Genomic DNA, 20001 nt, shown 5'->3' with positions numbered 1-20001 from the left:
TGCAGGCAACCCACGCGGTCGTTCTACCTCGCTCACCTCCCTGCCGTGCATGGCTCAGGTGGCTTGTGGTAAAGGCCCGAGCGCCCATACCGTACCGATCAGTGACTTCTTGTTGGAGAGCAGCCTGGATGGCACCGACATCAACAAGAAGTCCTGCTGTGGAGGCTGCCGAGACACGCCGCCCTTCCCCTCGCCGACTAACGGTTGTGCAGGTTCTTACCAGCCCTCAGCCGTACGACCAGCGCGCCAACCGACGCCAAGGTCGCCATCACCATCACTGCCGACCATCCCCACCGAGCCAACACGAGGCTACCAAGCCCCGCGCCTAGCGCCATACCAATGAATACGCCGGTAAACAGCAGCGCATTCAGGCGGCTACGGGCGGCCGGTTCGATTCCGTAGACCATCGTTTGGTGAGCCACGAGTGTTGCCTGAATACCGAAATCGAAACCGATGGCTGCCAGCACGATCAGGCCCAACTGCGCGTCGACCGGTAGTGCTCCCGCCAATCCCATTACCGCGAACGACGCGGCAGACAGGCCCGCTCCCAGACGGGTGACGCGCTCCGGACCACGGCGATCGGCTAACCGTCCGGCCAGCGGTGCGGCCAGGGCACCAGCCGCGCCGGCCAGACCGAAAGCGCCAGCCGCCGCGCTGCCCAACCCAAAGCTGCCATGCAGCATCACCGCCAGGGTCGACCAGAACGCGCTGAATGCAACCGAAAGCAAGCCCTGGGCAAAGGCGGCGCGCCGCAGCGCCGGGTGGCGCAGCCAAAGCTGAACCATCGACCCTAACAGGGCGCCATAGCCCAGCGATGTGGTCGGGGCAAAACGCGGCAGGCTGCGCCAGGCACCGAAGCAGACCAGCGAGATCGAAACGGCGGCAAGCCCATAGACCGTGCGCCAGCCGAACTGCTCAGCCACCAATCCGCTCATCACCCGGGACAGCAGAATGCCCAGCAACAGTCCCGTCATCACCGTGCCCACCACTTTGCCGCGCTGGGTTTCGGGCGCCAGGGTGGCTGCCGCCGGAACGATGTCCTGTGCGACCGTTGCCGACAATCCGATGGCGAGACTGCCGGCCAGCAGCCAGCCGACCCCTGGCGCGAAACCGCTGAGCAGCAGAGCCAGCGTCAGTACCACTGCCTTAAGCAGAATGATTCGCCGCCGATCATAGCGATCGCCTAGCGGAGCCAGCAGCAGGATGCCCAACGCATAGCCCAGCTGGGTAAGCATCGGCACCATGCCAATCGCGCTTTCGCTGGCATGTATGTCCGGCCCCAGCACGCCAAGCATCGGCTGACTGTAATAAAGGGTGGCGACGCTTAGCCCGGCACCGGTGGCTAAAAGCGCGACCATCGCGCGAGACGGTCCGTTGGCGTGGTCACGCGTATACGTGTTCTGCATGGATGTCATGGCAAAGTCCGTTCTGTTTGCGGTGCTGCCATTGTCTTAGCCAGACTCAGTGGCCTGTAGTAGGCTGCAGGGTAAATCGGATATACGCCACGCGCATGACAAAGACCACTACACTCGACCGCCTCGAACTGCTCCGTACCTTTGTTCGTATCGTCGAGGCTGGCAGCCTCTCGGCCGCCGCCGAACAGCTCAAGACGACCCAGCCGACAATCAGCCGCCGCCTCCAGGCGCTGGAACGATCGCTGGGGTTGCAGCTGCTGCAGCGCTCCACCCACAGCATGCAGCTGACCGGCGACGGCGAGCGCTGCTATGGCTACGGCAAGGCGCTGCTGGAGAACTGGCAGGAGATGGAGGCCGAATTGCAGGGCGCCCGAGACGAGCCGCGTGGCACGCTGCGCGTCCAGGTGCCGCACGCCTTTGGGCAGGACCAACTTATCACGCCGTTAAGCGAGTACCTGAGCCGCCACTCGAAAGTGGCCGTCGAATGGCTGCTCCACGACCGACGACCGGACTTTGTCGCCGAAGCCATCGATTGCGCGATACAGGTCGGGGTGGTGGATGACCCGGCGGTCGTCGCCATTCCTCTCGGCGAAGTTCAACGGATCGTGGTCGCCTCGCCGACGCTGCTTGGTGACAAGCCTTTGCCGAGGTCGACCGAGGAACTCGCGCGATTGCCCTGGCTGGCCTTGCGTACTTACTACCACGACGAGGTCGCCCTGACCTGCTTGTCTGACGGTCGCCACCATCGTTTCAACATCCAGCCCCGCCTGAGCACCGATAGCCTCTATGCCTTGCGCAACTCGGCATTGGCGGGTCTCGGCGCCTGTGTCTGCTCGGCCTGGATCGTGACCCAGGACATCGCTGAAGGCCGCTTGGTACAACTGGTTCCGCAATGGCAGGCGGCGCCGTTGCCGGTATACCTGATATACCCCTATGCGCCCCGCTACCCGGCAAAATTGCGGTTGTTCAGCGAGCTGATTCGCCAGCGCATGCCGCTACTGACCGGGATGCACCGCGCGTCATCGGTAGAGCCCGGCGCCTGAGCATGCGGGCGGTGGATCGGAGCGGCTACGCAATGGCGCGCTCGGCCAAGGTTCATGGACAGCGAGCGGGTAAACGCCGTGACGGCGCCCTTGCTCGCCGAATAGTCGAGCAGTCGTGGGCTACCTTTTTAACCTACCACCCGAAACGCGCCGGACTGCCAGGGCAACGCCGCAACGAATATGGGTCCGACCATGCAGCCACAGGCGAAAACGCACCCAGCCACCTGGGCGTCGGCAGCAGGCTTGATATCTCACCGCCCGCCTCCACATAAAGAGTCGGCACGCCACCGTGGAGATTTCCTATGAGCGCCCTCGTCGTACCCTGCGCGCACTGCGCCGGGCTCAACCGCATCCCAGCCGACCGATTGGCCGAGGGCCCGCGCTGCGGCCGTTGTAAATCCGCGGTACTGACCGACGCCCCGTTCGAACTGAACCAGGCGAGCTTCAGTAATCAGATCAAGGGCGATCTGCCGTTACTGGTGGACGTATGGGCGAGCTGGTGCGGGCCGTGCCGCAGCTTTGCGCCGATCTTCGAGCAGGCGGCTGCGCAGCTGAAGGGGCGTTGTCGCCTGGCCAAGCTGGACAGCGAGGCCAATCCGCAACTATCGACCCAACTCGGCATTCGCTCGATTCCAAGCCTGATCCTGTTCAAGCAAGGGCGGGAAGTCTCACGCCAAAGCGGTGCGTTGCCGTTGCCGCAACTCCTTGAATGGCTCAAGCAGCAAGGCGTGTGATGAGATACGGGCACCCTACCCGGTAGCGGCGCAAATCCGCAGCGTCCTGCGTAACGGCGCAAGCGCATAAAACCAGCTACAGACCACACGCTTCGCTTCAGGTTCCGATAAAGCCCCCTACCTCTTATCTGGATATTTCAAGCAACGTTTGCCTCAGCCGGATCACGATCGGATAATGCCGCCATTTTCACGGCAGACATTTAGCGATAGTCGCTTTACAGGGACGTCGACACGCCAATAACAAGGCTCGCGGACGAGCCGGTGAGTTCACGCGTGATTCAATTCGATATCGATCAATGGCAGGCCTGGGCTCCGGGCCTGGCACTCGCTGATGACTGGGCGATTTGGGCTCGGGATTCATACGACCTGGCAACCAGTGACGCACAGCCGGACGTCAGCTTTCTGCCAGCCATGCAACGCCGGCGGCTCAGCCGACTGGCACGCATGGTGTTCGCCGTGGCTGCGCCGTTGGCTGCCGGACAGCCGCCGATGCCCATGGTGTATGCCTCGCGTCACGGAGAAACCGCACGCACCTTTGCCATCCTTAATGATCTGGCCAGCGGCGAGCCCCTTTCACCGACTCAATTCAGCCTGTCGGTGCACAACGCGATCATCGGCCTCTGGTCGATTCAGCAGCAAGACACCAGCGAGATGACTGCTCTGGCCGCCGAAGGTGACGGCCTGGAGCATGCCGTGCTCGAAGCGTCCATGCTGCTCGGCGAAGGCGCGCCGGCCGTGCTGGTGGTGATTGCCGAAGACCAGACCCCCGACGTCTATGCGCCCTGGATCAGTGACGTCAGCTTTCCCTATGCCGTGGCGCTGTTGCTCAAGCCGGGCCACTCCTGGCAACTGAGCCTCGAAGCCGCCGATGAAGACGCCGCCCCACCACCGCGGCCGCACGCGATCGAGCTGGTCTGCGCGCTGCTCAACGGCACATCCACCTGTCAACATCAATGGAAGAGACGCCAATGGAACTGGCAGCAGACTCATTGAACAATCGGCCCAGCGCGCCGTGGCTGTGGCGCCTGATCGCGACCGGTCTGTCGTTCACCTTGTTCGGTCTCGGCGGGCTCTGCCTGCGGCTGATCGTCTTTCCCCTGCTTGGCCTGCTGCCCGGTAATACCGCCACGCGCCGTCACCGGGCACGGCAAACCGTGAGCCGGCTGTTCTGGCTGTTCGTCCAGTTCATGTATCGCAGCGGTGTGTTGACCTACGAGGTCGAAGGTGCCGAACGCCTCGGCCGTCCTGGGCAGTTGGTGATCGCCAACCATCCTTCGCTGATCGACGTGGTCGTGCTGATCGCGCTGATCCGCGACACCAACTGCGTGGTCAAGCAGAGTTTGTGGGACAACCCCTTCACTCGAGGGCCGATCCGCGCGGCGCAATACATCAGCAACAACGGCAGCGCCGAAATGCTCGATGACGCTGCCCAAGCGCTGCAGCAGGGCCAGACATTGATCGTCTTTCCCGAAGGCACGCGCACCACGCCCGGCCAGGCACCGCAGTTCCATCGCGGCGCGGCGGCCATTGCCCTTCGCGGTGCGAGCCTGGTGACACCGGTAGTGATCAGCGTGACGCCGACCACCCTGACCAAGGCCGAGCCCTGGTATCGCATACCGGCAAGACGTTTTCATTTTCATCTGCGCGTTGGTGAGGATATCGACCCGCAAGTGTTCGCCGCACGGGGAGCGGCGCCCATCGCCTCGCGGCGACTCAACGACCATCTGCACCGACACTTCATAAAGGAGCTCGCACTCGATGAGCCAACTGCAGCTTGAAATCAAGCAACTGATCATCGACGCCCTGGGTCTGGAAGACCTCGGCCCGAATGACATCGCGGCCGATCAGCCGCTCTTCGGCGAAGGGCTCGGGCTGGACTCGGTCGACGCCCTGGAATTGGGCCTGGCGATTCAGAAGCACTTCGGCATCAAGATCGATGCCGACGCCAAGGACACTCGCAAGCATTTCGCCAGTGTTGACAGCCTGGCCGCCTACGTTAGCGCCAATCGCGCCATCGCCTGAGGAGGACCCCACGTGAACAGTCGCAACGAGATCTTCCAGACCCTGCGCGATGCGCTGGTCGAACTCTTCGAACTCGACCCCGAGCGCATCAGCCTCGAAGCCAACCTGTATCAGGACCTGGAAATCGACAGCATCGACGCCGTCGACCTGATCGATCACATCAAGCGCCAGACCGGCAAGAAGATCGCCGCCGAGGAGTTCAAGTCGGTACGCACCGTGGGCGATGTCGTCGAGGCGGTGTATCGCCTGGTGAACCCGCAAACGGCTTGAGCCGCACGGTCGAGGAAGCCAGCCGTCGCCCTGCAACGGCTGCCATTCCGCCCATACGCGCAAACGGATAGCACGCGATGCAAGCACCCGCACGAACAGGCAAGGCGAACGCCAGCCGGCTGATTGCACTCGGCCTGTTACTGGCTGGTCTCGCCTATCCGTTCGCCGTGTACCTGGGTCTTGAACATCTGTCGCCGCGACTGTTCGCCCTGCTGCTTGGCGCGCTATGGCTGGCACGGATATTCAGCGGCAAGCAAACGCCGCTCAGCCGCACGGTAGCGACGGTCGCTCTGCTGTTCTGCCTGTTGCTGGGGTTGGCCGGTGAGCCTGCGCTGCTGCGCTGGTACCCGGTGCTGATCAGCCTGGCGCTGCTCGGCCTGTTCGCCTGCAGTTTATGGTCCGGCATGCCGATCATCGAGCGTCTCGCGCGGCTGAGCGAGCCTGAACTTCCTCCCGCAGCGGTGCGTTACACGCGACAGGTGACCTGGGTCTGGGTGGGTTACTTCATCGTCAATGCCAGCATCGCCAGCGGCCTCGCCCTCTGGGCACCGCTGAGCTGGTGGACGCTGTACACCGGACTGATCGCCTATCTGCTGATGGGATTGCTCTTTGCCGGTGAGTGGCTGGTACGCCAGCGCATCAGGAATGCTAAATGAACTGGATTTCCCTTGAACACCTGCTCGATCAGACGCCCAAGTCGCGCCCGATTGCGCTTGCTCCCGAGCTGGACCATGCCGAGCTGCGCCAGCAAGCGCTGCGCCTGGCGGCCGGGCTGCGTAACCGCGGTGTCGCCCGGATCGCGATTCATCTGGAAGATGCGGGTGAGCTGGCCATTGCCCTGCTGGGCGCCTGGCGAGCCGGCGTCACGGTGTTGCTACCGGCCGATCTGCAGCCCGCGAACCGCGCGCGGCTGGCCCATCAGGCCGATCTCTGGCTGACGGATCAGGACGGCGACGCGCGAATCGCCGACCTCATGGCCGAGCCGCTCGAAGGGGCGAAGCTGGATCTGGACCAGTGTCGACTGCTGCTCTGCACCTCGGGCTCCAGCGGCGAACCGAAACTGATCGAAAAGCGCCTGCGTCAGCTGGCGAACGAAGTGGAAACGCTCGAAGCCTGCTGGGGGGCCGATCTCGGCGATGCCTGCATGATCGCCAGTGTCGCCGCCCAGCACATCTACGGACTGCTGTTCCGTGTGCTCTGGCCGCTGTGCGCCGGCCGCCCCTTTCTGCGCCGTGCCCAGCCATTCTCCGAAGACATCCAACTGGCCAGTCGTCAGCATCCGAGCTTCTGCTGGGTGGCCAGCCCCGCGCTGCTCAAGCGGATGGGCGACAACCTCGACTGGCCTGCGCTGCGCAGCGTGCAACGAATTTTCTCCTCCGGCGGGCCACTCGACACGCAGGCCGCACAGCGACTGGAACAGCGCCTCGGTCAAGCACCGACGGAAATCTACGGCAGCTCGGAAACCGGCGGCATCGCCTGGCGCCAGGGCGGCAGCCTGTGGCAGCCATTCCCCGCCGTGCAGCTGAGCCTGGACGAGCAAGGCGCGCTGCGTATCGCCTCTCCGTGTCTGCCGCCTGGCCACGTCGAGCAGACGGCCGATGCGGCGCGAATCGAGGCCGACGGGCGCTTCGAGCTGCTCGGCCGGCTCGACCGCATCGTCAAGTTGGAAGAGAAACGCATATCCCTGCCGATGCTGGAAGCGGCCCTGGCCACGCACCCCTTCGTCAGCGAAGCACGCCTCGGCGTGATCGTCGACAACCGCGCCTACCTCGCAGCACTGGTTGCTCTCAGCGAGGTCGGGCTGCATGCGCTGCGCAACGGTGGCCGCCGCGCCTTGACCGAGGCATTGCGCGGGCACCTGGCGAGTCACTGCGAGGCGCTGGCCTTGCCGCGTCGCTGGCGGCTGGTGCCACAGCTGCCTCACAACACCCAGGGCAAGCTGCCCCAGGCGCAGCTTGAAATGTTGCTACAGGCACCACGCCCGCTGCAGCCCGAGCGCATCAGTACAACCGACCAGGACGCTCAATGGCAGCTGGAACTGGGCGTGCCGTTGGATCTCGCGCATTTCACCGGTCACTTCCCGCATACACCTGTGCTGCCAGGCGTTGTGCAGATCGATTGGGCGATCGCGCTGGCCCGGGAGCTGATCGACGATCTGCCGCCGTGCTTTCGCGGCATGGAAGTCCTCAAGTTCCAGCAACTCGCCCGCCCGGGCGATCAGCTGCAGCTGACCCTGCGTTTCGACCGCGAGCGCAGCAAGTTGCACTTCGCTTACCGCAACGGCGATGCACCCTGCTCGTCCGGCCGTATTCTGCTGGGAGAACACCCGTGACCACCCTTACCCCGATCGCCCCCGCCATCGACGCCTCGCCCACGCAGCCAGGCGTCCATCAGCAGCTGACGCTGGCCATCGATGAAGACTGGTTCAAACCCTGCGCGGTGGTGCCGGTCTACAACCACGAGCGCAGCCTGCCGTCAGTGGTTCGCGCACTGCTCACCGAAGATCTGCACTGCGTGCTCGTCGACGACGCTTCCCACCCCGCTGCGGCGCGGGTCATCGATGAGCTGGCGCAGCATCCGTCGGTGCACCTGCTGCGGCACGGCGAAAATCTGGGCAAAGGCGCGGCGGTGGCCTCAGGGCTGCGCGAAGCATCCCGCCTGGGCTTCAGCCATGCGCTGCAGGTCGACGCCGATGGCCAGCACGACCTGGGGAGTGTGGCGCTGTTTCTCGACCGCGCCAGCCAGGCGCCGGACGCGCTGGTCTGCGGCTACCCCGAGTACGATTCGAGCGTACCGAAAAGCCGTCTCTACGGGCGCTACCTGACCCATGTGTGGGTCTGGATCAACACCCTGTCGCTGTCGATTCGCGACTCCATGTGCGGCTTTCGCGTCTACCCACTGCAGCCAACCCTGGCCCTGCTGGATTCGACGACGCTGGGCCAGCGGATGGATTTCGACACTGAAATCCTGGTGCGCCTGCACTGGCGTGAGCAACCGATGGTCTGGATGCCAACGCGTGTGCATTACCCGGCCGATGGCGTATCGCACTTTCGTCTCTGGCGCGACAACCTGCTGATCTCTTCCATGCATGCCCGGCTGTTCGGCGGCATGCTGCTGCGGGCGCCCGCCCTGCTCTGGCGCCGGTGGCGCGGATGAGCGAGAAAGCCGCGCCCGGCTCACACTGGGCAGCGCACCGCGAGCGCGGCAGCTTCGCCTTGATGAAGCTCACCGCGGCGGCCGTGCGCCTGCTCGGCCGGCGCGTCATGTCGCCGTTGCTGTACCTGATCGTGCTGTATTTCTACCTGTTCGGCCGCAGCGCGCGGCAGAGTGCCTGGACCTATCAACGCCACCTCAGTGAGTGGAGCGGGCGCCGCGATCTGGCGCCCAACTGGCGCACCGTCTACCGCCAATTCACCTCGTTCGCCGACGCCTTGCTGGACAAGCTCGACGCCTGGGGCGGACGCCTCGCTCTCGACAGGCTGGTCCTGCACGACCGGATGAACCTGCACGCCGAACTCGAAGCCCCCCGCGGTCAGCTGCTGGTCGGTTCGCACCTGGGCAATCTGGAAATCTGCCGAGCGCTGGCCGAGATGGGCCGCAAGGTGAAAATGAACGTGCTGGTGCACACGCGCCACGCCGAACGCTTCAACCGGCTGCTCGACCAGTCCGGCGCGAACCACCTGCGGCTGATTCAGGTCAGCGAGCTGGACCCGGCGATCATGATGGAACTGTCGCGGCGGCTGGATGCCGGTGAATGGCTGGCGATCGCCGGTGATCGCGTGCCGCTGCACGGTGCGCGCATCGCGACTGCCGACTTTCTTGGCCAACCGGCCCATTTCCCTCAGGGCCCGTGGCTGCTGGCCGGGTTGCTGCAATGCCCGGCCAATCTGCTGTTCTGCCTGAAACATGGCCAGCAGTTCCATGTCCACCTGGAGCCCTTCGCCGACTGTATCCAATGGCGCCGCGGCGAGCGCGACGCGGTGGTGCAGCAGTGTGTGCAACGCTATGCCGACCGCCTGGCGGCCCGCTGCCTGGACGCCCCTTTGCAATGGTTCAACTTCTACCCTTTCTGGAACACCCATGACCAACGCTGAGCCCGTGATCTTTGGCGAAAGCCACCTGCGCATCGAAGACCTGCTGGCTGTAGCCCAACGCCGTGCGCCGGCGCGGCTGCAGGCCGATGCGGCCTTTCGTGAACGCATCGCACGCGGCGCGCAATTTCTCGACACCTTGCTCGATCGAGAAGGCGTGATCTACGGCGTGACCACCGGTTATGGCGATTCGTGCGTGGTAGCGGTACCGCTGCACCAGGTCGAAGCGCTGCCGCAACACCTGTTCAGCTTTCATGGCTGCGGCCTCGGCAAACTGCTCGACGCCGAAGCCACTCGCGCAGTGCTGGCCGCCCGCTTGCGTTCGCTGACGCATGGGGTGTCCGGAGTACGCATCGAGCTGCTCGATCGCCTGCAGGCATTTCTCGAGCACGACGTCCTACCGCTGATTCCGGAGGAAGGCTCGGTCGGCGCCAGCGGCGACCTGACGCCACTGTCATACGTCGCCGCGGCGCTGGCTGGCGAGCGCGAAGTCATGTTCCGCGGTGAACGCCGCAGCGCCGCCGAGGTGCATCGTCAGCTCGGCTGGACGCCGTTGACCCTGCGACCCAAGGAAGCCCTGGCGCTGATGAACGGCACTGCGGTGATGACCGGCCTGGCCTGCCTCGCCTATGCCCGTGCCGATTACCTGCTGAAACTGGCCACCCGCATCACCGCGCTCAATGTCGTCGCGCTGGAAGGTAATCCCGAGCATTTCGATGAGCGTTTGTTCGCCGCCAAGCCGCACCCGGGGCAGATGCAGGTGGCCGCCTGGATTCGTCAGGATCTGGCCATCGAAGCACCGACCGCGCCGCTGCATCGCCTGCAGGATCGCTACTCAATCCGCTGCGCGCCACATGTGTTGGGCGTTCTGGCCGACAGCCTGGGCCTGCTGCGGCAGTTCATCGAAACCGAACTGAACAGCGCCAATGACAACCCGATCATCGACGCCGAAAACGAGCGCGTACTGCATGGCGGACATTTTTACGGCGGTCATATCGCCTTCGCCATGGACAGCCTGAAGAACCTCGTCGCCAACGTCGCCGATCTGCTCGATCGTCAGCTCGCCTTGTTGGTCGATAGCCGCTACAACCACGGCCTGCCAAGCAATCTGTCTGGCGCGCCGGCCGCCACGGCGATGATCAATCACGGTTTCAAGGCGGTGCAGATCGGCACCAGCGCCTGGGCCGCCGAAGCCCTGAAGAACAGCATGCCGGCCAGCGTATTTTCACGTTCCACCGAATGCCATAACCAAGACAAGGTGAGCATGGGCACTATCGCCGCGCGCGACGCGCTGCGCAGCCTGGAGCTGACCGAACAGGTCGCCGCCGCCACGCTGATCGCCGCCAATCAAGGTGTCTGGCTGCGCCAACGGGGTCAGGCCGCGCGCCCCTTGCCCGCGCCACTGCAGACCATGCACGCCGCGCTGGGTGAAGACTTCCCACCAGTGATCGAGGACCGCGCGCTGGAAGGCGAGCTGCGCCTGTGTCTGCAACGCATCCGCGCGCAACATTGGGGGCTTTATGCGTAAGGGCGGCGTGCTGCAAGCAGAGGTGGAGGTTCTGGTGCCCTTCTTCGACGTCGACTCCATGGACGTGGTGTGGCACGGCCATTACATCAAGTACTTCGAGGTCGCCCGCTGTGCCCTGCTGGAGCGGATCGGGCACAACTACACGCAGATGCGCGATGCCGGTTACGCATGGCCAATCATCGATGTGCAACTGCGCTACATACGCGGCGCCCGCTTCAACCAACGCATCGTCGTTCGTGCCGATCTGGTGGAATGGGAAAACCGTCTGAAGATCAATTACCTGATCAGCGATGCCGAGACCGGCGAGCGCATGACCCGCGGCAGCACTGTGCAGGTCGCGGTCGAGATCGCCAGTCGCGAGATGCTGCTGGCGTCGCCCAGCGTCTTTGTCGACGCCGTAGAGCGAGTCCTATCGTGATCCGACTGTCCAAGCGCCTAGCGCAACAGACGCTGCTGGCGCTGAGCCTGCTGCTGACGACAGTCGCGCGCGCCGACAGCTTCGATCTGGCACAACTCAGCCGCCAGTTGAGTGAGCCCGAGGTCATCCGCGGCAACTTCACCCAGGAAAAGTACCTGCGCGCACTGCCTCAGCCGCTCGTCAGTACAGGCGCCTTCGTCCTGGCTCGCGACCGCGGCCTGCTCTGGTTCCTACGGGAGCCGCTGCAGCAGGACTACCGCATCAGCGCTTCGGGAATTGCCCGGCGCGACGCCAGCAACTGGCACCCGGCCCATCAACAGGGTGCCGCAGCGCGTCAGAACGACCTGTTTCTGGCCGTGCTGCGCGGCGACACCGAGGCCCTGCAACGTGATTTCGAGCTGGAGCTCAGCGGAACCGCGGACACCTGGGCGTTGACACTGACCCCACGCTCGAAACTGCTCGGGCAGATATTCACCCGCATTCTCATTCAGGGCGGCTCGACGGCCGAGCGCATCGAGCTGCTCGAAACCCAGGGCGACAGCACCTTGCTATCGCTGACCGACAGCCAGATCGACGAACAGCTGAGCCCCGCCGAACGCCATGATTTCGCCGACTGACAAAGCGCTCAGGCTGCCGGCCTGGCTTTCCTCGCTGTTCTTCGTGGCACTGCTCGGGCTGGTGGTGCTGACCGCATGGCAATGGCGCGACGGGCCTCCTGTCAGCGCCAACTTGCTGAAATTACTACCCAGCGGCACACCGGGCGAGCTGGAGCAACTCGCCGAGCAACGGGTACAGGAACCGCTGAACCGCGATCTGATGCTGCTGATTCATCACGAGGATGAAGCGGCGGCCTTCGCGCTGGCCGATGAACTCGCCGACAACCTGCGGGCCAGCGGCCTGTTCGCCCAGGTTCGCCGCTCGGTGCAAGCCGACCTGCCGGCGGTGCGTCAGCAGTTGCTCGATCAGCGGCTGGTGCTGCTCGATCGGGCGAGTCGAGAAGCCTTGATCGCCTCGCCCGAGGACTTCGTTCAACAGCGCCTGCAACGCCTTTACAGTCCGTTTGAAAGCACCAGCCTGGTGCCGGTCGAACAGGACTGGTTCGGTTTCGCTGATCTGGCGCAGCGACAGCTGCCGCAACCGGGCCATATCCATCCGCGTCTCGATGGCCTGCTGGTAGCCGACCATGACGGCCAGCGCTGGGCGGTCATTCATGCGCAAACCCACGGCGACGCCTTCGACGATCAATTGCCGCTGCTGGTGGCCGATCAAATTCGCGCTGCGCGCCACCGGGTAGAGGCCGAACAGGGCGAACTGCTCGCCGCTGGCGGCATGCTGCATGCCGCCTATGGGCAGCGTCAGGCGCGAGAGGAAGCCAGCCTGATCGGTAGCATTTCTCTCGTTGCAACCCTGGCGTTGCTGCATCTGCTGTTTCGTACGCCGCGTGTCCTGCTGGTCGCGCTGCCCGTGGTGGTCGGCGCACTGAGCGGCGCCGCTGCCTGTATCGCATTGTTCGGTCAGATCCACGTACTGACGCTGGTGCTCGGCGCGAGCCTGGTCGGGGTCAGCATCGATTTTCCGCTGCACTACCTTTCCAAGAGCTGGACCTTGCAGCCATGGCACGCCTATCGGGCCCTGCGCTTGACGCTTCCGGGCCTGGCGCTGGCACTGGCAACCAATGTCATCGGCTATCTGGCCATGGGCTTCACCCCGTTTCCGGCGCTGAGTCAGGTGGCAGTCTTTTCCGCGGCGGGCCTGCTTGGCGCCTTCGCCTGCGCCACCTGCCTGTTGCCCTCGCTGCTGAGCGCGCCGCTGCAACCCTGGCCCGCGCCGCTGGGCTGGGCCCAGCGTGTATTGACGCTGCGCAGTGCATTGCTGCGCCGGGTCCGCTCGATCTGGTTGCTGATCGGCTTCGTGCTGTTCTGCATCGCCGGCATCAGCCAGCTGTCCTTCAAGGACGATTTGCGCCAGTGGGTCGCCCGCACGCCGGCCTTGCAGCAGCAGGCCGAGCGCATCGGCGAGATCACCGGTTTCGAGCCGACCAGCCAGTATTTCCTGGTTCGCGCAGCGACGCCCGATGAGTTGCTGGAGCGCCAAGACGAACTCGCCGCGCGCCTCGATGATCTGGTGGCGGAGCAGAAGCTGCACGGCTATCTCGCGCTGAGCCAGCTGATCACCCCGGCTGCCGCACAAGAGAGTTTGCACCTCGCGCTGCCTCGTTTGCTGGAAGCCAGCCAGCCCCTGCTGAAACTCGGCGTCACCGCCGACCGGCTGGAAGGGGAACTCGCCGACCTGCTGGCACAACCCGTGATCGGTGTCGAGGATGTATTGGCCGGACCACTTGCCGAACCCTGGCGCCCCTTGTGGCTGGGCACCCGAAGCGACGGCTCGGTCGCCGGCCTCGTCAGTTTGCAAGGGCTTCGCGACAGTTCGGCGCTGCACGGCCTGGCCGAAGGTATCGGCGGGGTCAGCCTCGTCGACCGACCGGCAGAGCTGAACCGCCTGTTTGCCGAGACCCAGCGCCAGGCTGCGTTGCTCAAACTCTGCGCCGCTGTGCTCATTTTCGCCCTGCTGTGTCTGCCGTTCGGCTGGCGCGGCGCGTTGCGCTGCCTGGCCGTGCCGCTGCTGGCTGCGCTCGGCAGCTTGGCCTGTCTGGGGTGGCTAGGCCAGCCGTTGACCCTGTTCGGCCTGTTCGGCTTGTTGCTGGTCACCGCGATCGGTGTGGACTACGCCATCCTCATGCGTGAGCGAATCGGCGGCGCCGCAGTGAGTCTGGTCGGTACCCTACTGGCCGCGGTAACCACCTGGCTGTCGTTCGGTCTGCTGGCCCTGTCGAGCACGCCGGCGGTAAGCAACTTCGGTCTGGCCGTGGGGCTCGGCCTGGTATTCGCCTTCGTTTTAGCACCCTGGGCCGCCGAGCCGGACGCAGAGGCCAAATGCTGATCGAACAACAACTAGCGCTGGCACAGCTTCCGCGAATTGCCGCGTCGATGCCTGAGCGGCCTGGCCCAAACCTATTGGTCAAAGATGTTCCGTCCTGGCTAGCGGGCACGCCTGCTAACAATCAACCTGGTCAAGTCGTACAAGGAAGGTGCAAGTGAACGCAGAACACCATAGCGTCGTCATCATCGGCGCGGGGCCTTCCGGCGCTATCGCTGCCGCCCTGCTCAAACGCAAGGGCCATGACGTCTTGATCATCGAGCGGCAGCGGTTTCCGCGCTTTTCCATCGGCGAAAGCCTGTTGTCGCATTGTCTGGATTTCATCGAAGAAGCCGGCATGCTCGAGGCGGTACAGGCCGCCGGGTTTCAAACCAAGCATGGCGCGGCCTTCGGCTGGGGTGAGCGCTACACCGAGTTCGACTTCCGCGACAAATTCACCCAAGGCCACAGCAGCACCTATCAGGTTCAGCGCGCCGACTTCGACAAGTTGCTGGCCGATCAGGCTGAATCGCAGGGTGTCGAGATTCGCTACGAGGAGGAAATCACCGCCGCGGACTTCGACGGCTCACGTCCGCGTCTGCAGGTGCGCCGGCTGGACGGCAGCGAATATGCCATCGAGGCGGACTTCGTCCTCGACGCTAGCGGCTACGGCCGCGTGCTGCCGCGTCTGCTCGATCTTGAGGCACCGTCGAGTTTTCCGCTGCGTCGTGCCGTGTTCACTCACATCCAGGACAACATCGACGATCCGCGCTTCGATCGGGAAAAAATCCTCATTACCACGCATCCCGAACTGCGCGATGTCTGGTACTGGACCATCCCGTTCAGCAATGGCCGCTGTTCGCTAGGCGTTGTCGCCAGCGCCGAACGCTACGAGGGACGACCGCTGGATCTGGATGCTTGTCTCAAGGCGTTCGTGGATGAGGCACCCAACCTTCGGTGCATCCTCGCGAACGCCGAGTGGGACACCCCGGCGCGGCTGATCGGTGGCTATTCGGCGAACGTCAAGGCACTGCACGGCCCGGGCTTCGCCCTGCTGGGCAATGCGGCGGAATTCCTCGACCCGGTGTTCTCCTCCGGTGTCACCATTGCAATGCGCTCGGCGAGCATGGCGGCGGCCGTTCTGCATCGCCAACTGGCGGGCGAAGCAGTGGACTGGGAGACCGAGTTCGCCGCACCGCTCAAGCGTGGCGTGGACACTTTCCGAACCTACGTCGAGGGCTGGTACGACGGCAGTTTCCAGAACGTGATCTATTACGAACACGCCCAGCCGGAGATTCGCCGGATGATCAGCTCGATCCTTGCCGGCTACGCCTGGGATACCGCCAATCCCTATGTTGCCGAGCCCAAACGCCGCTTGCGGGTGCTGGCCGAGCTATGCGCACCCTCGGAGCCGGCATGAGTCGCCCGGCATGATTGCACGCCACATACCACGCCTGGTCTGGCTCACGCTGCTGCTGATGCTCGGCGCCTGCGCCCAGCAACCGCCGTTGCCGACACAAACACCGCGGCTGGCGTTGCCGATGCAGTTGCATATCCAGCGCCGCAGCGCGGACGAGACACGTGACTGGCTGTTGGTCATCCAGCAGGAAGGTGTCGCCTTGCGCTGGTCGCTGCTCGATCCGCTGGGCGTCCCGCTGGCGCGCCAATTGCTGCGCGATGGCCGCTGGCTGGCGGACGGCCTGCTGCCACCTAATCCCGAAGCACGCGAGCTGTTCGCTGCATTGCTGTTCGCGCTGAGCCCAGCCGAGCAGCTGGAGGAATTCTATGTCGATGCGCGCTGGACGCAGCAGCCAGGCGGGCGGTCACTGACAGCCGACGCGTCCTCCTGGCACGTTCGCTATCGGGAGAACGGTCGTTTCGAACTCGACGTCGGGCCGACGCTGACCTATGGTGTCGCCCCCATCGCGCCTGCCGGAGCCCACCAGAGATGACCGCCTATCTGAATGCCCTCGGGTTGATCTGCGCGCTGGGTCGCGGCAAGGCTGAAGTCGCCCAGCGCCTGCTGGACGGTGACGGCTCTGGCATGCTGCCCTATCCGCAAGCGGTTGTCGGACGCCAGCTGCCGGTCGGCGCCGTCACTGCCGAATTGCCCACCCTCGTCGATACTCCGCTGCGCCACGCTACGCGCAACAACCAGCTGTTGCTGGCCGCGGTCGAGCAGATCGAGGCCGAGCTGCATGAGGCCATTGCCCGCTTCGGCCCGTCCCGCATCGGAGTGGTCATGGGCACCAGCACCACCGGTATCCAGGAAGCCACTCAAGGCATCACCGACCTGGTGCGTGATGGGCAGCTACCGGCCAGCTATCACTACGGTCATCAGGAGCTTTGCGCGCCCGCCAGCTTTCTCAGCGAGCGGCTAGCGCTCAGCGGTCCAAGCTATTCGATTTCCACCGCCTGCACGTCGAGCGCCCGCGCCCTGCTCAGCGCCAAGCGTCTGCTGGAGGCAGGTATTTGCGACGCGGTGATCTGTGGCGGCGTTGATAGCCTCTGCGATCTGACACTGCAAGGATTCAGCGCCCTGGAGGCTACTAGCGAGCGCGTTTGCAATCCGTTTTCGGTCAATCGCGACGGTATCAATATCGGCGAGGCGGCCGCGCTGTTTCTGATGACCCGCGACCAGGCGCCGATCGCACTGTACGGCGGTGGCGCCAGTTCCGATGCACACCATATTTCTGCGCCTGACCCGCAGGGCCTGGGCGCCATGGAGGCGATGCGCAAGGCGCTCTCCGCGGCGGCAACCAGGGCGGAGCAAATCAGCTACCTGAACCTTCACGGCACCGCCACCTGGCACAACGACGCCATGGAAAGCCAGGCGGTCGCCGCGGTGTTTCCGGCTGGCGTCGCCTGTTCGTCGAGCAAGCCGCTGACCGGGCATACCCTGGGCGCCGCCGGTGCGTTGGAAGCCGCGTTCTGCTGGCTGGCCCTGTCTGAGCACAACCCTGCCCAACGACTGCCACCGCATCGCTGGGACGGTCAACAGGATGTCGAGCTGCCGCGCCTGGATCTGATCGCAGCCGGCACGACGATGGCCGCCGCAGGTCCACGCCGCATGATGACCAATTCCTTCGCCTTCGGCGGCAACAACATCAGCTTGATTCTGGGAGACGCGCCATGATCGATTGGCCTGTAGCCGAACTGGTGCCCCATGCGGGCGACATGATCCTGCTCGATGCGGTCGAGGCATTCGATGCGGACAGCATCGATGCTCACGTGAGGGTGAAGCCTGGCGGGTTGTTCAACCTGCCCGACGGCGGCCTGCCCGCCTGGGTCGGTGTCGAAATCATGGCGCAGACGGTCGCCGCGTTCGCCGGCTGCCAGGCACGCCAGGCCGGGTTGCCGGTAGAGCTGGGGTTTCTCCTCGGCACCCGCAACTTTCAGTGCGATGTCGAGCGATTCCCCGTTGGCACCGCGCTACGTATCCGCGCGCTGCGCTCGCTGCAAGACGACAACGGCATGGGCGTGTTCGAATGCCATCTTGACGGGCCCGGCATACATGCCGAGGCGCGTCTCAATGTTTTCCGCCCGCCTGAAGTGGCGAACTATCTTCAAGAGCCCAGCCCATGACTAACAGCATTCTCGTCACCGGCTCCAGCCGTGGCATTGGCCGCGCCATCGCTTTGCGCCTGGCCCGCAGCGGTCACGATATCGTTCTGCATTGCCGCGCTCGGCGGGAAGAGGCAGAGGCCGTCCAAACCCAAATCCACGACCTGGGCCGCCAGGCGCGCATCCTGCAGTTCGATGTGGCTGATCGCGCCGAATGCCGGGCACAGGTGGAGGCCGATATCGAAGCGCACGGCGCCTATTACGGCGTCGTCTGTAATGCCGGCCTCACCCGCGACGGTGCGTTTCCGGCGTTGACCGAGGACGACTGGGATCTGGTCATGCGCACCAACCTGGATGGTTTCTACAATGTCCTGCAGCCGCTGACCATGCCGATGATTCGCCGCCGCCAACCAGGGCGAATCGTCTGCATCACCTCGGTGTCGGGGCTGATCGGCAATCGCGGCCAGGTCAACTACAGCGCCTCCAAGGCCGGCGTGATCGGCGCCGCCAAGGCCCTGGCCGTCGAACTGGGCAAGCGACGTATCACCGTCAATTGCGTCGCACCGGGCCTGATCGATACCGCGATGCTCGATGACGACCTGCCTATCGAGGAGATGCTCAAGATGATTCCCGCTCAACGCATGGGCACGCCCGAAGAAGTCGCCGGCGCGGTGAATTTCCTCATGTCGGAAGAAGCCAGCTACATCACCCGTCAGGTTCTGGCGGTCAACGGCGGGCTGTGCTGATGAAACGCGTCGTCGTCACCGGCATGGCCGGCATTACATCTTTGGGAAGCGACTGGGCGACCATCGAAGCCAACTTCAGCGGCAACCGCAGTGGCATCCGCTACATGCACGAGTGGGATCGTTTCACCGAACTCAACACCCGCCTGGCCGGGCCGGTGGATGATTTCGTCGTCCCCGGCCATTGGACACGCAAGCAACTGCGCAGCATGGGCCGGGTCTCGCGGCTGTCGGTAAAGGCCGCCGAGCAGGCACTCGAACACGCCGGCCTGCTTGATGATTCCTCGATCCTCGACGGTCGCATGGGCGTGGCCTGCGGTTCGTCCACCGGCAGCACCGAGGAGATCAAGGCGTTTGGCAACATGCTGCTCAACTCCGTAGCCGACGGACTGAACGCCAACTCTTACATCCGCATGATGCCGCATACCACTGCGGCCAATATCAGCATCTTCTTCCGCCTCACCGGCCGGGTAATCCCCACCTCCAGCGCCTGCACCAGCGGCAGCCAGGGCATCGGCTATGCCTACGAGGCGATCAAGTTCGGCCGTCTGCCGATGATGCTCGCCGGCGGCGCCGAGGAGCTGTGCGCAACCGAGGCCATGGTGTTCGACGCGCTCTATGCGACCAGCCTTAAGAATGATGCACCGCATACCACACCGCGCCCTTATGACGCCGGCCGCGACGGCCTGGTGATTGGCGAGGGCGCTGGCATGCTGGTGCTCGAAGAGCTCGAACACGCGCTCGCCCGCGGTGCCACCATTCATGCCGAACTGGTCGGCTTCGGCAGTAACGCCGATGGTCAGCACGCCACCAAACCCGAACAGGCCACGATGCGTCGCGCCATGGAGCTGGCCCTGGAAGATGCCAGCTTGCAGCCCGAAGCCATTGGCTACGTCAACGGTCATGGCACCGCGACTGAACAGGGCGACATCGCCGAGACCCTGGCCACGCAAGCCTTGTTTGGTTCAGCTATGCCGATCAGCTCGCAAAAGAGTTTCTTCGGGCACACGCTGGGCGCCTGTGGCGCGCTGGAGTCCTGGTTCAGCATCGAAATGATGAACCGCGACCGCTATATCCATACGCTCAATCTGGATAGCATCGATCCGCGCTGCGGCGAGCTGGATTACCTCGTCGGGGCGCCGCGATCGATGCAGCACGAATTCGTGATGAACAACAACTTTGCCTTTGGCGGGATCAACACCTCGTTGATATTCCGCCGCTGGGCCTGAATCCCCCCGAAAACACCGCAAGGAGAAT

At 64.4% G+C, this 20001-nt stretch carries 21 protein-coding genes and 1 pseudogene; 20 read left to right on the top strand and 2 right to left on the bottom strand.

The window, feature by feature from the left end:
• Nucleotides 1-197: 197 nt before the first annotated feature.
• Entirely contained in the window at nucleotides 198-1415 is a 1218-nt protein-coding gene (locus CH92_RS02595; RefSeq protein WP_025240244.1) for an MFS transporter, read from the bottom strand.
• A gap of 95 nt (nucleotides 1416-1510) precedes the next feature.
• On the opposite strand from CH92_RS02595, the gene CH92_RS02590 reads away from it, so the two are divergent.
• Nucleotides 1511-2458 (top strand): LysR family transcriptional regulator, encoded by a 948-nt coding sequence (locus CH92_RS02590; protein ID WP_025240243.1) that lies wholly within the window; start codon nucleotides 1511-1513, stop codon nucleotides 2456-2458.
• A gap of 47 nt (nucleotides 2459-2505) precedes the next feature.
• Here the strand turns inward: CH92_RS02590 and CH92_RS22465 are convergent.
• Nucleotides 2506-2586: pseudogene (locus CH92_RS22465) on the bottom strand (hypothetical protein); the annotation flags it as partial.
• A gap of 174 nt (nucleotides 2587-2760) precedes the next feature.
• Between CH92_RS22465 and trxC the strand changes: the two are divergent.
• The 19 genes from trxC (at nucleotide 2761) to CH92_RS02495 (ending at nucleotide 19973) form a co-directional block, all read left to right on the top strand.
• On the top strand, nucleotides 2761-3192 hold the full coding sequence (gene trxC / locus CH92_RS02585; RefSeq protein ID WP_025240242.1) for a thioredoxin TrxC: 432 nt from the start codon (nucleotides 2761-2763) through the stop codon (nucleotides 3190-3192).
• 273 nt (nucleotides 3193-3465) lie between these two features.
• Nucleotides 3466-4185 carry a beta-ketoacyl synthase chain length factor gene (locus tag CH92_RS02580; protein WP_025240241.1) on the top strand — a complete coding sequence of 240 codons (720 nt, stop codon included), beginning with the start codon at nucleotides 3466-3468 and terminating at the stop codon, nucleotides 4183-4185.
• A complete protein-coding gene (locus CH92_RS02575; protein WP_025240240.1) occupies nucleotides 4161-4970 on the top strand; it encodes a 1-acyl-sn-glycerol-3-phosphate acyltransferase in 810 nt (269 codons plus the stop codon). The genes CH92_RS02580 and CH92_RS02575 overlap by 25 nt, the downstream gene beginning before the upstream one ends.
• Nucleotides 4951-5214, top strand: a complete 264-nt coding sequence (locus tag CH92_RS02570) for a phosphopantetheine-binding protein (RefSeq protein WP_025240239.1) — start codon at nucleotides 4951-4953, stop codon at nucleotides 5212-5214. Before CH92_RS02575 ends, CH92_RS02570 begins: the two co-directional genes overlap by 20 nt.
• A 12-nt stretch (nucleotides 5215-5226) precedes the next feature.
• Complete coding sequence (locus CH92_RS02565; RefSeq protein WP_021207071.1) at nucleotides 5227-5484, top strand: acyl carrier protein; 258 nt, start codon at nucleotides 5227-5229, stop codon at nucleotides 5482-5484.
• Nucleotides 5485-5561: 77 nt separating this feature from the next.
• On the top strand, nucleotides 5562-6140 hold the full coding sequence (locus CH92_RS02560) for a membrane protein (RefSeq protein WP_025240238.1): 579 nt from the start codon (nucleotides 5562-5564) through the stop codon (nucleotides 6138-6140).
• Nucleotides 6137-7816 carry an AMP-binding protein gene (locus CH92_RS02555; protein ID WP_025240237.1) on the top strand — a complete coding sequence of 560 codons (1680 nt, stop codon included), beginning with the start codon at nucleotides 6137-6139 and terminating at the stop codon, nucleotides 7814-7816. The genes CH92_RS02560 and CH92_RS02555 overlap by 4 nt, the downstream gene beginning before the upstream one ends.
• 77 nt (nucleotides 7817-7893) lie before the next feature.
• Nucleotides 7894-8640, top strand: a complete 747-nt coding sequence (locus CH92_RS02550; RefSeq protein WP_025240236.1) for a glycosyltransferase family 2 protein — start codon at nucleotides 7894-7896, stop codon at nucleotides 8638-8640.
• The gene (locus tag CH92_RS02545; protein ID WP_025240235.1) at nucleotides 8637-9578 is read left to right on the top strand and encodes a glycosyl transferase; all 942 of its coding nucleotides are present in this window, start codon (nucleotides 8637-8639) and stop codon (nucleotides 9576-9578) included. The genes CH92_RS02550 and CH92_RS02545 overlap by 4 nt, the downstream gene beginning before the upstream one ends.
• On the top strand, nucleotides 9565-11103 hold the full coding sequence (locus CH92_RS02540) for an HAL/PAL/TAL family ammonia-lyase (RefSeq protein ID WP_025240234.1): 1539 nt from the start codon (nucleotides 9565-9567) through the stop codon (nucleotides 11101-11103). The genes CH92_RS02545 and CH92_RS02540 overlap by 14 nt, the downstream gene beginning before the upstream one ends.
• Nucleotides 11096-11521: an acyl-CoA thioesterase gene (locus tag CH92_RS02535; protein WP_025240233.1), complete on the top strand. Its 426-nt coding sequence runs from the start codon at nucleotides 11096-11098 to the stop codon at nucleotides 11519-11521. The genes CH92_RS02540 and CH92_RS02535 overlap by 8 nt, the downstream gene beginning before the upstream one ends.
• Nucleotides 11518-12138, top strand: coding sequence for an outer membrane lipoprotein carrier protein LolA (locus CH92_RS02530; protein WP_025240232.1), 621 nt, complete (start codon nucleotides 11518-11520; stop codon nucleotides 12136-12138). The genes CH92_RS02535 and CH92_RS02530 overlap by 4 nt, the downstream gene beginning before the upstream one ends.
• A complete protein-coding gene (locus tag CH92_RS02525) occupies nucleotides 12122-14461 on the top strand; it encodes an MMPL family transporter (RefSeq protein ID WP_025240231.1) in 2340 nt (779 codons plus the stop codon). The genes CH92_RS02530 and CH92_RS02525 overlap by 17 nt, the downstream gene beginning before the upstream one ends.
• Nucleotides 14462-14615: 154 nt before the next feature.
• Nucleotides 14616-15857 carry an NAD(P)/FAD-dependent oxidoreductase gene (locus CH92_RS02520; protein ID WP_025240230.1) on the top strand — a complete coding sequence of 414 codons (1242 nt, stop codon included), beginning with the start codon at nucleotides 14616-14618 and terminating at the stop codon, nucleotides 15855-15857.
• 25 nt (nucleotides 15858-15882) lie between these two features.
• Complete coding sequence (locus CH92_RS02515) at nucleotides 15883-16389, top strand: hypothetical protein (RefSeq protein ID WP_025240229.1); 507 nt, start codon at nucleotides 15883-15885, stop codon at nucleotides 16387-16389.
• Entirely contained in the window at nucleotides 16386-17573 is a 1188-nt protein-coding gene (locus CH92_RS02510) for a beta-ketoacyl-[acyl-carrier-protein] synthase family protein (protein WP_025240228.1), read from the top strand. Before CH92_RS02515 ends, CH92_RS02510 begins: the two co-directional genes overlap by 4 nt.
• Nucleotides 17570-18022, top strand: a complete 453-nt coding sequence (locus CH92_RS02505; protein ID WP_025240227.1) for a hotdog family protein — start codon at nucleotides 17570-17572, stop codon at nucleotides 18020-18022. Before CH92_RS02510 ends, CH92_RS02505 begins: the two co-directional genes overlap by 4 nt.
• The gene (fabG, locus tag CH92_RS02500; RefSeq protein ID WP_025240226.1) at nucleotides 18019-18747 is read left to right on the top strand and encodes a 3-oxoacyl-ACP reductase FabG; all 729 of its coding nucleotides are present in this window, start codon (nucleotides 18019-18021) and stop codon (nucleotides 18745-18747) included. Before CH92_RS02505 ends, fabG begins: the two co-directional genes overlap by 4 nt.
• Nucleotides 18747-19973 (top strand): beta-ketoacyl-ACP synthase, encoded by a 1227-nt coding sequence (locus tag CH92_RS02495; protein WP_025240225.1) that lies wholly within the window; start codon nucleotides 18747-18749, stop codon nucleotides 19971-19973. The genes fabG and CH92_RS02495 overlap by 1 nt, the downstream gene beginning before the upstream one ends.
• Nucleotides 19974-20001: the final 28 nt, after the last annotated feature.

Source organism: Stutzerimonas stutzeri, from assembly GCF_000590475.1.
GTDB classification, from domain to species: domain Bacteria; phylum Pseudomonadota; class Gammaproteobacteria; order Pseudomonadales; family Pseudomonadaceae; genus Stutzerimonas; species Stutzerimonas stutzeri_D.
This window is presented reverse-complemented; position numbering and strand designations above follow the sequence as displayed.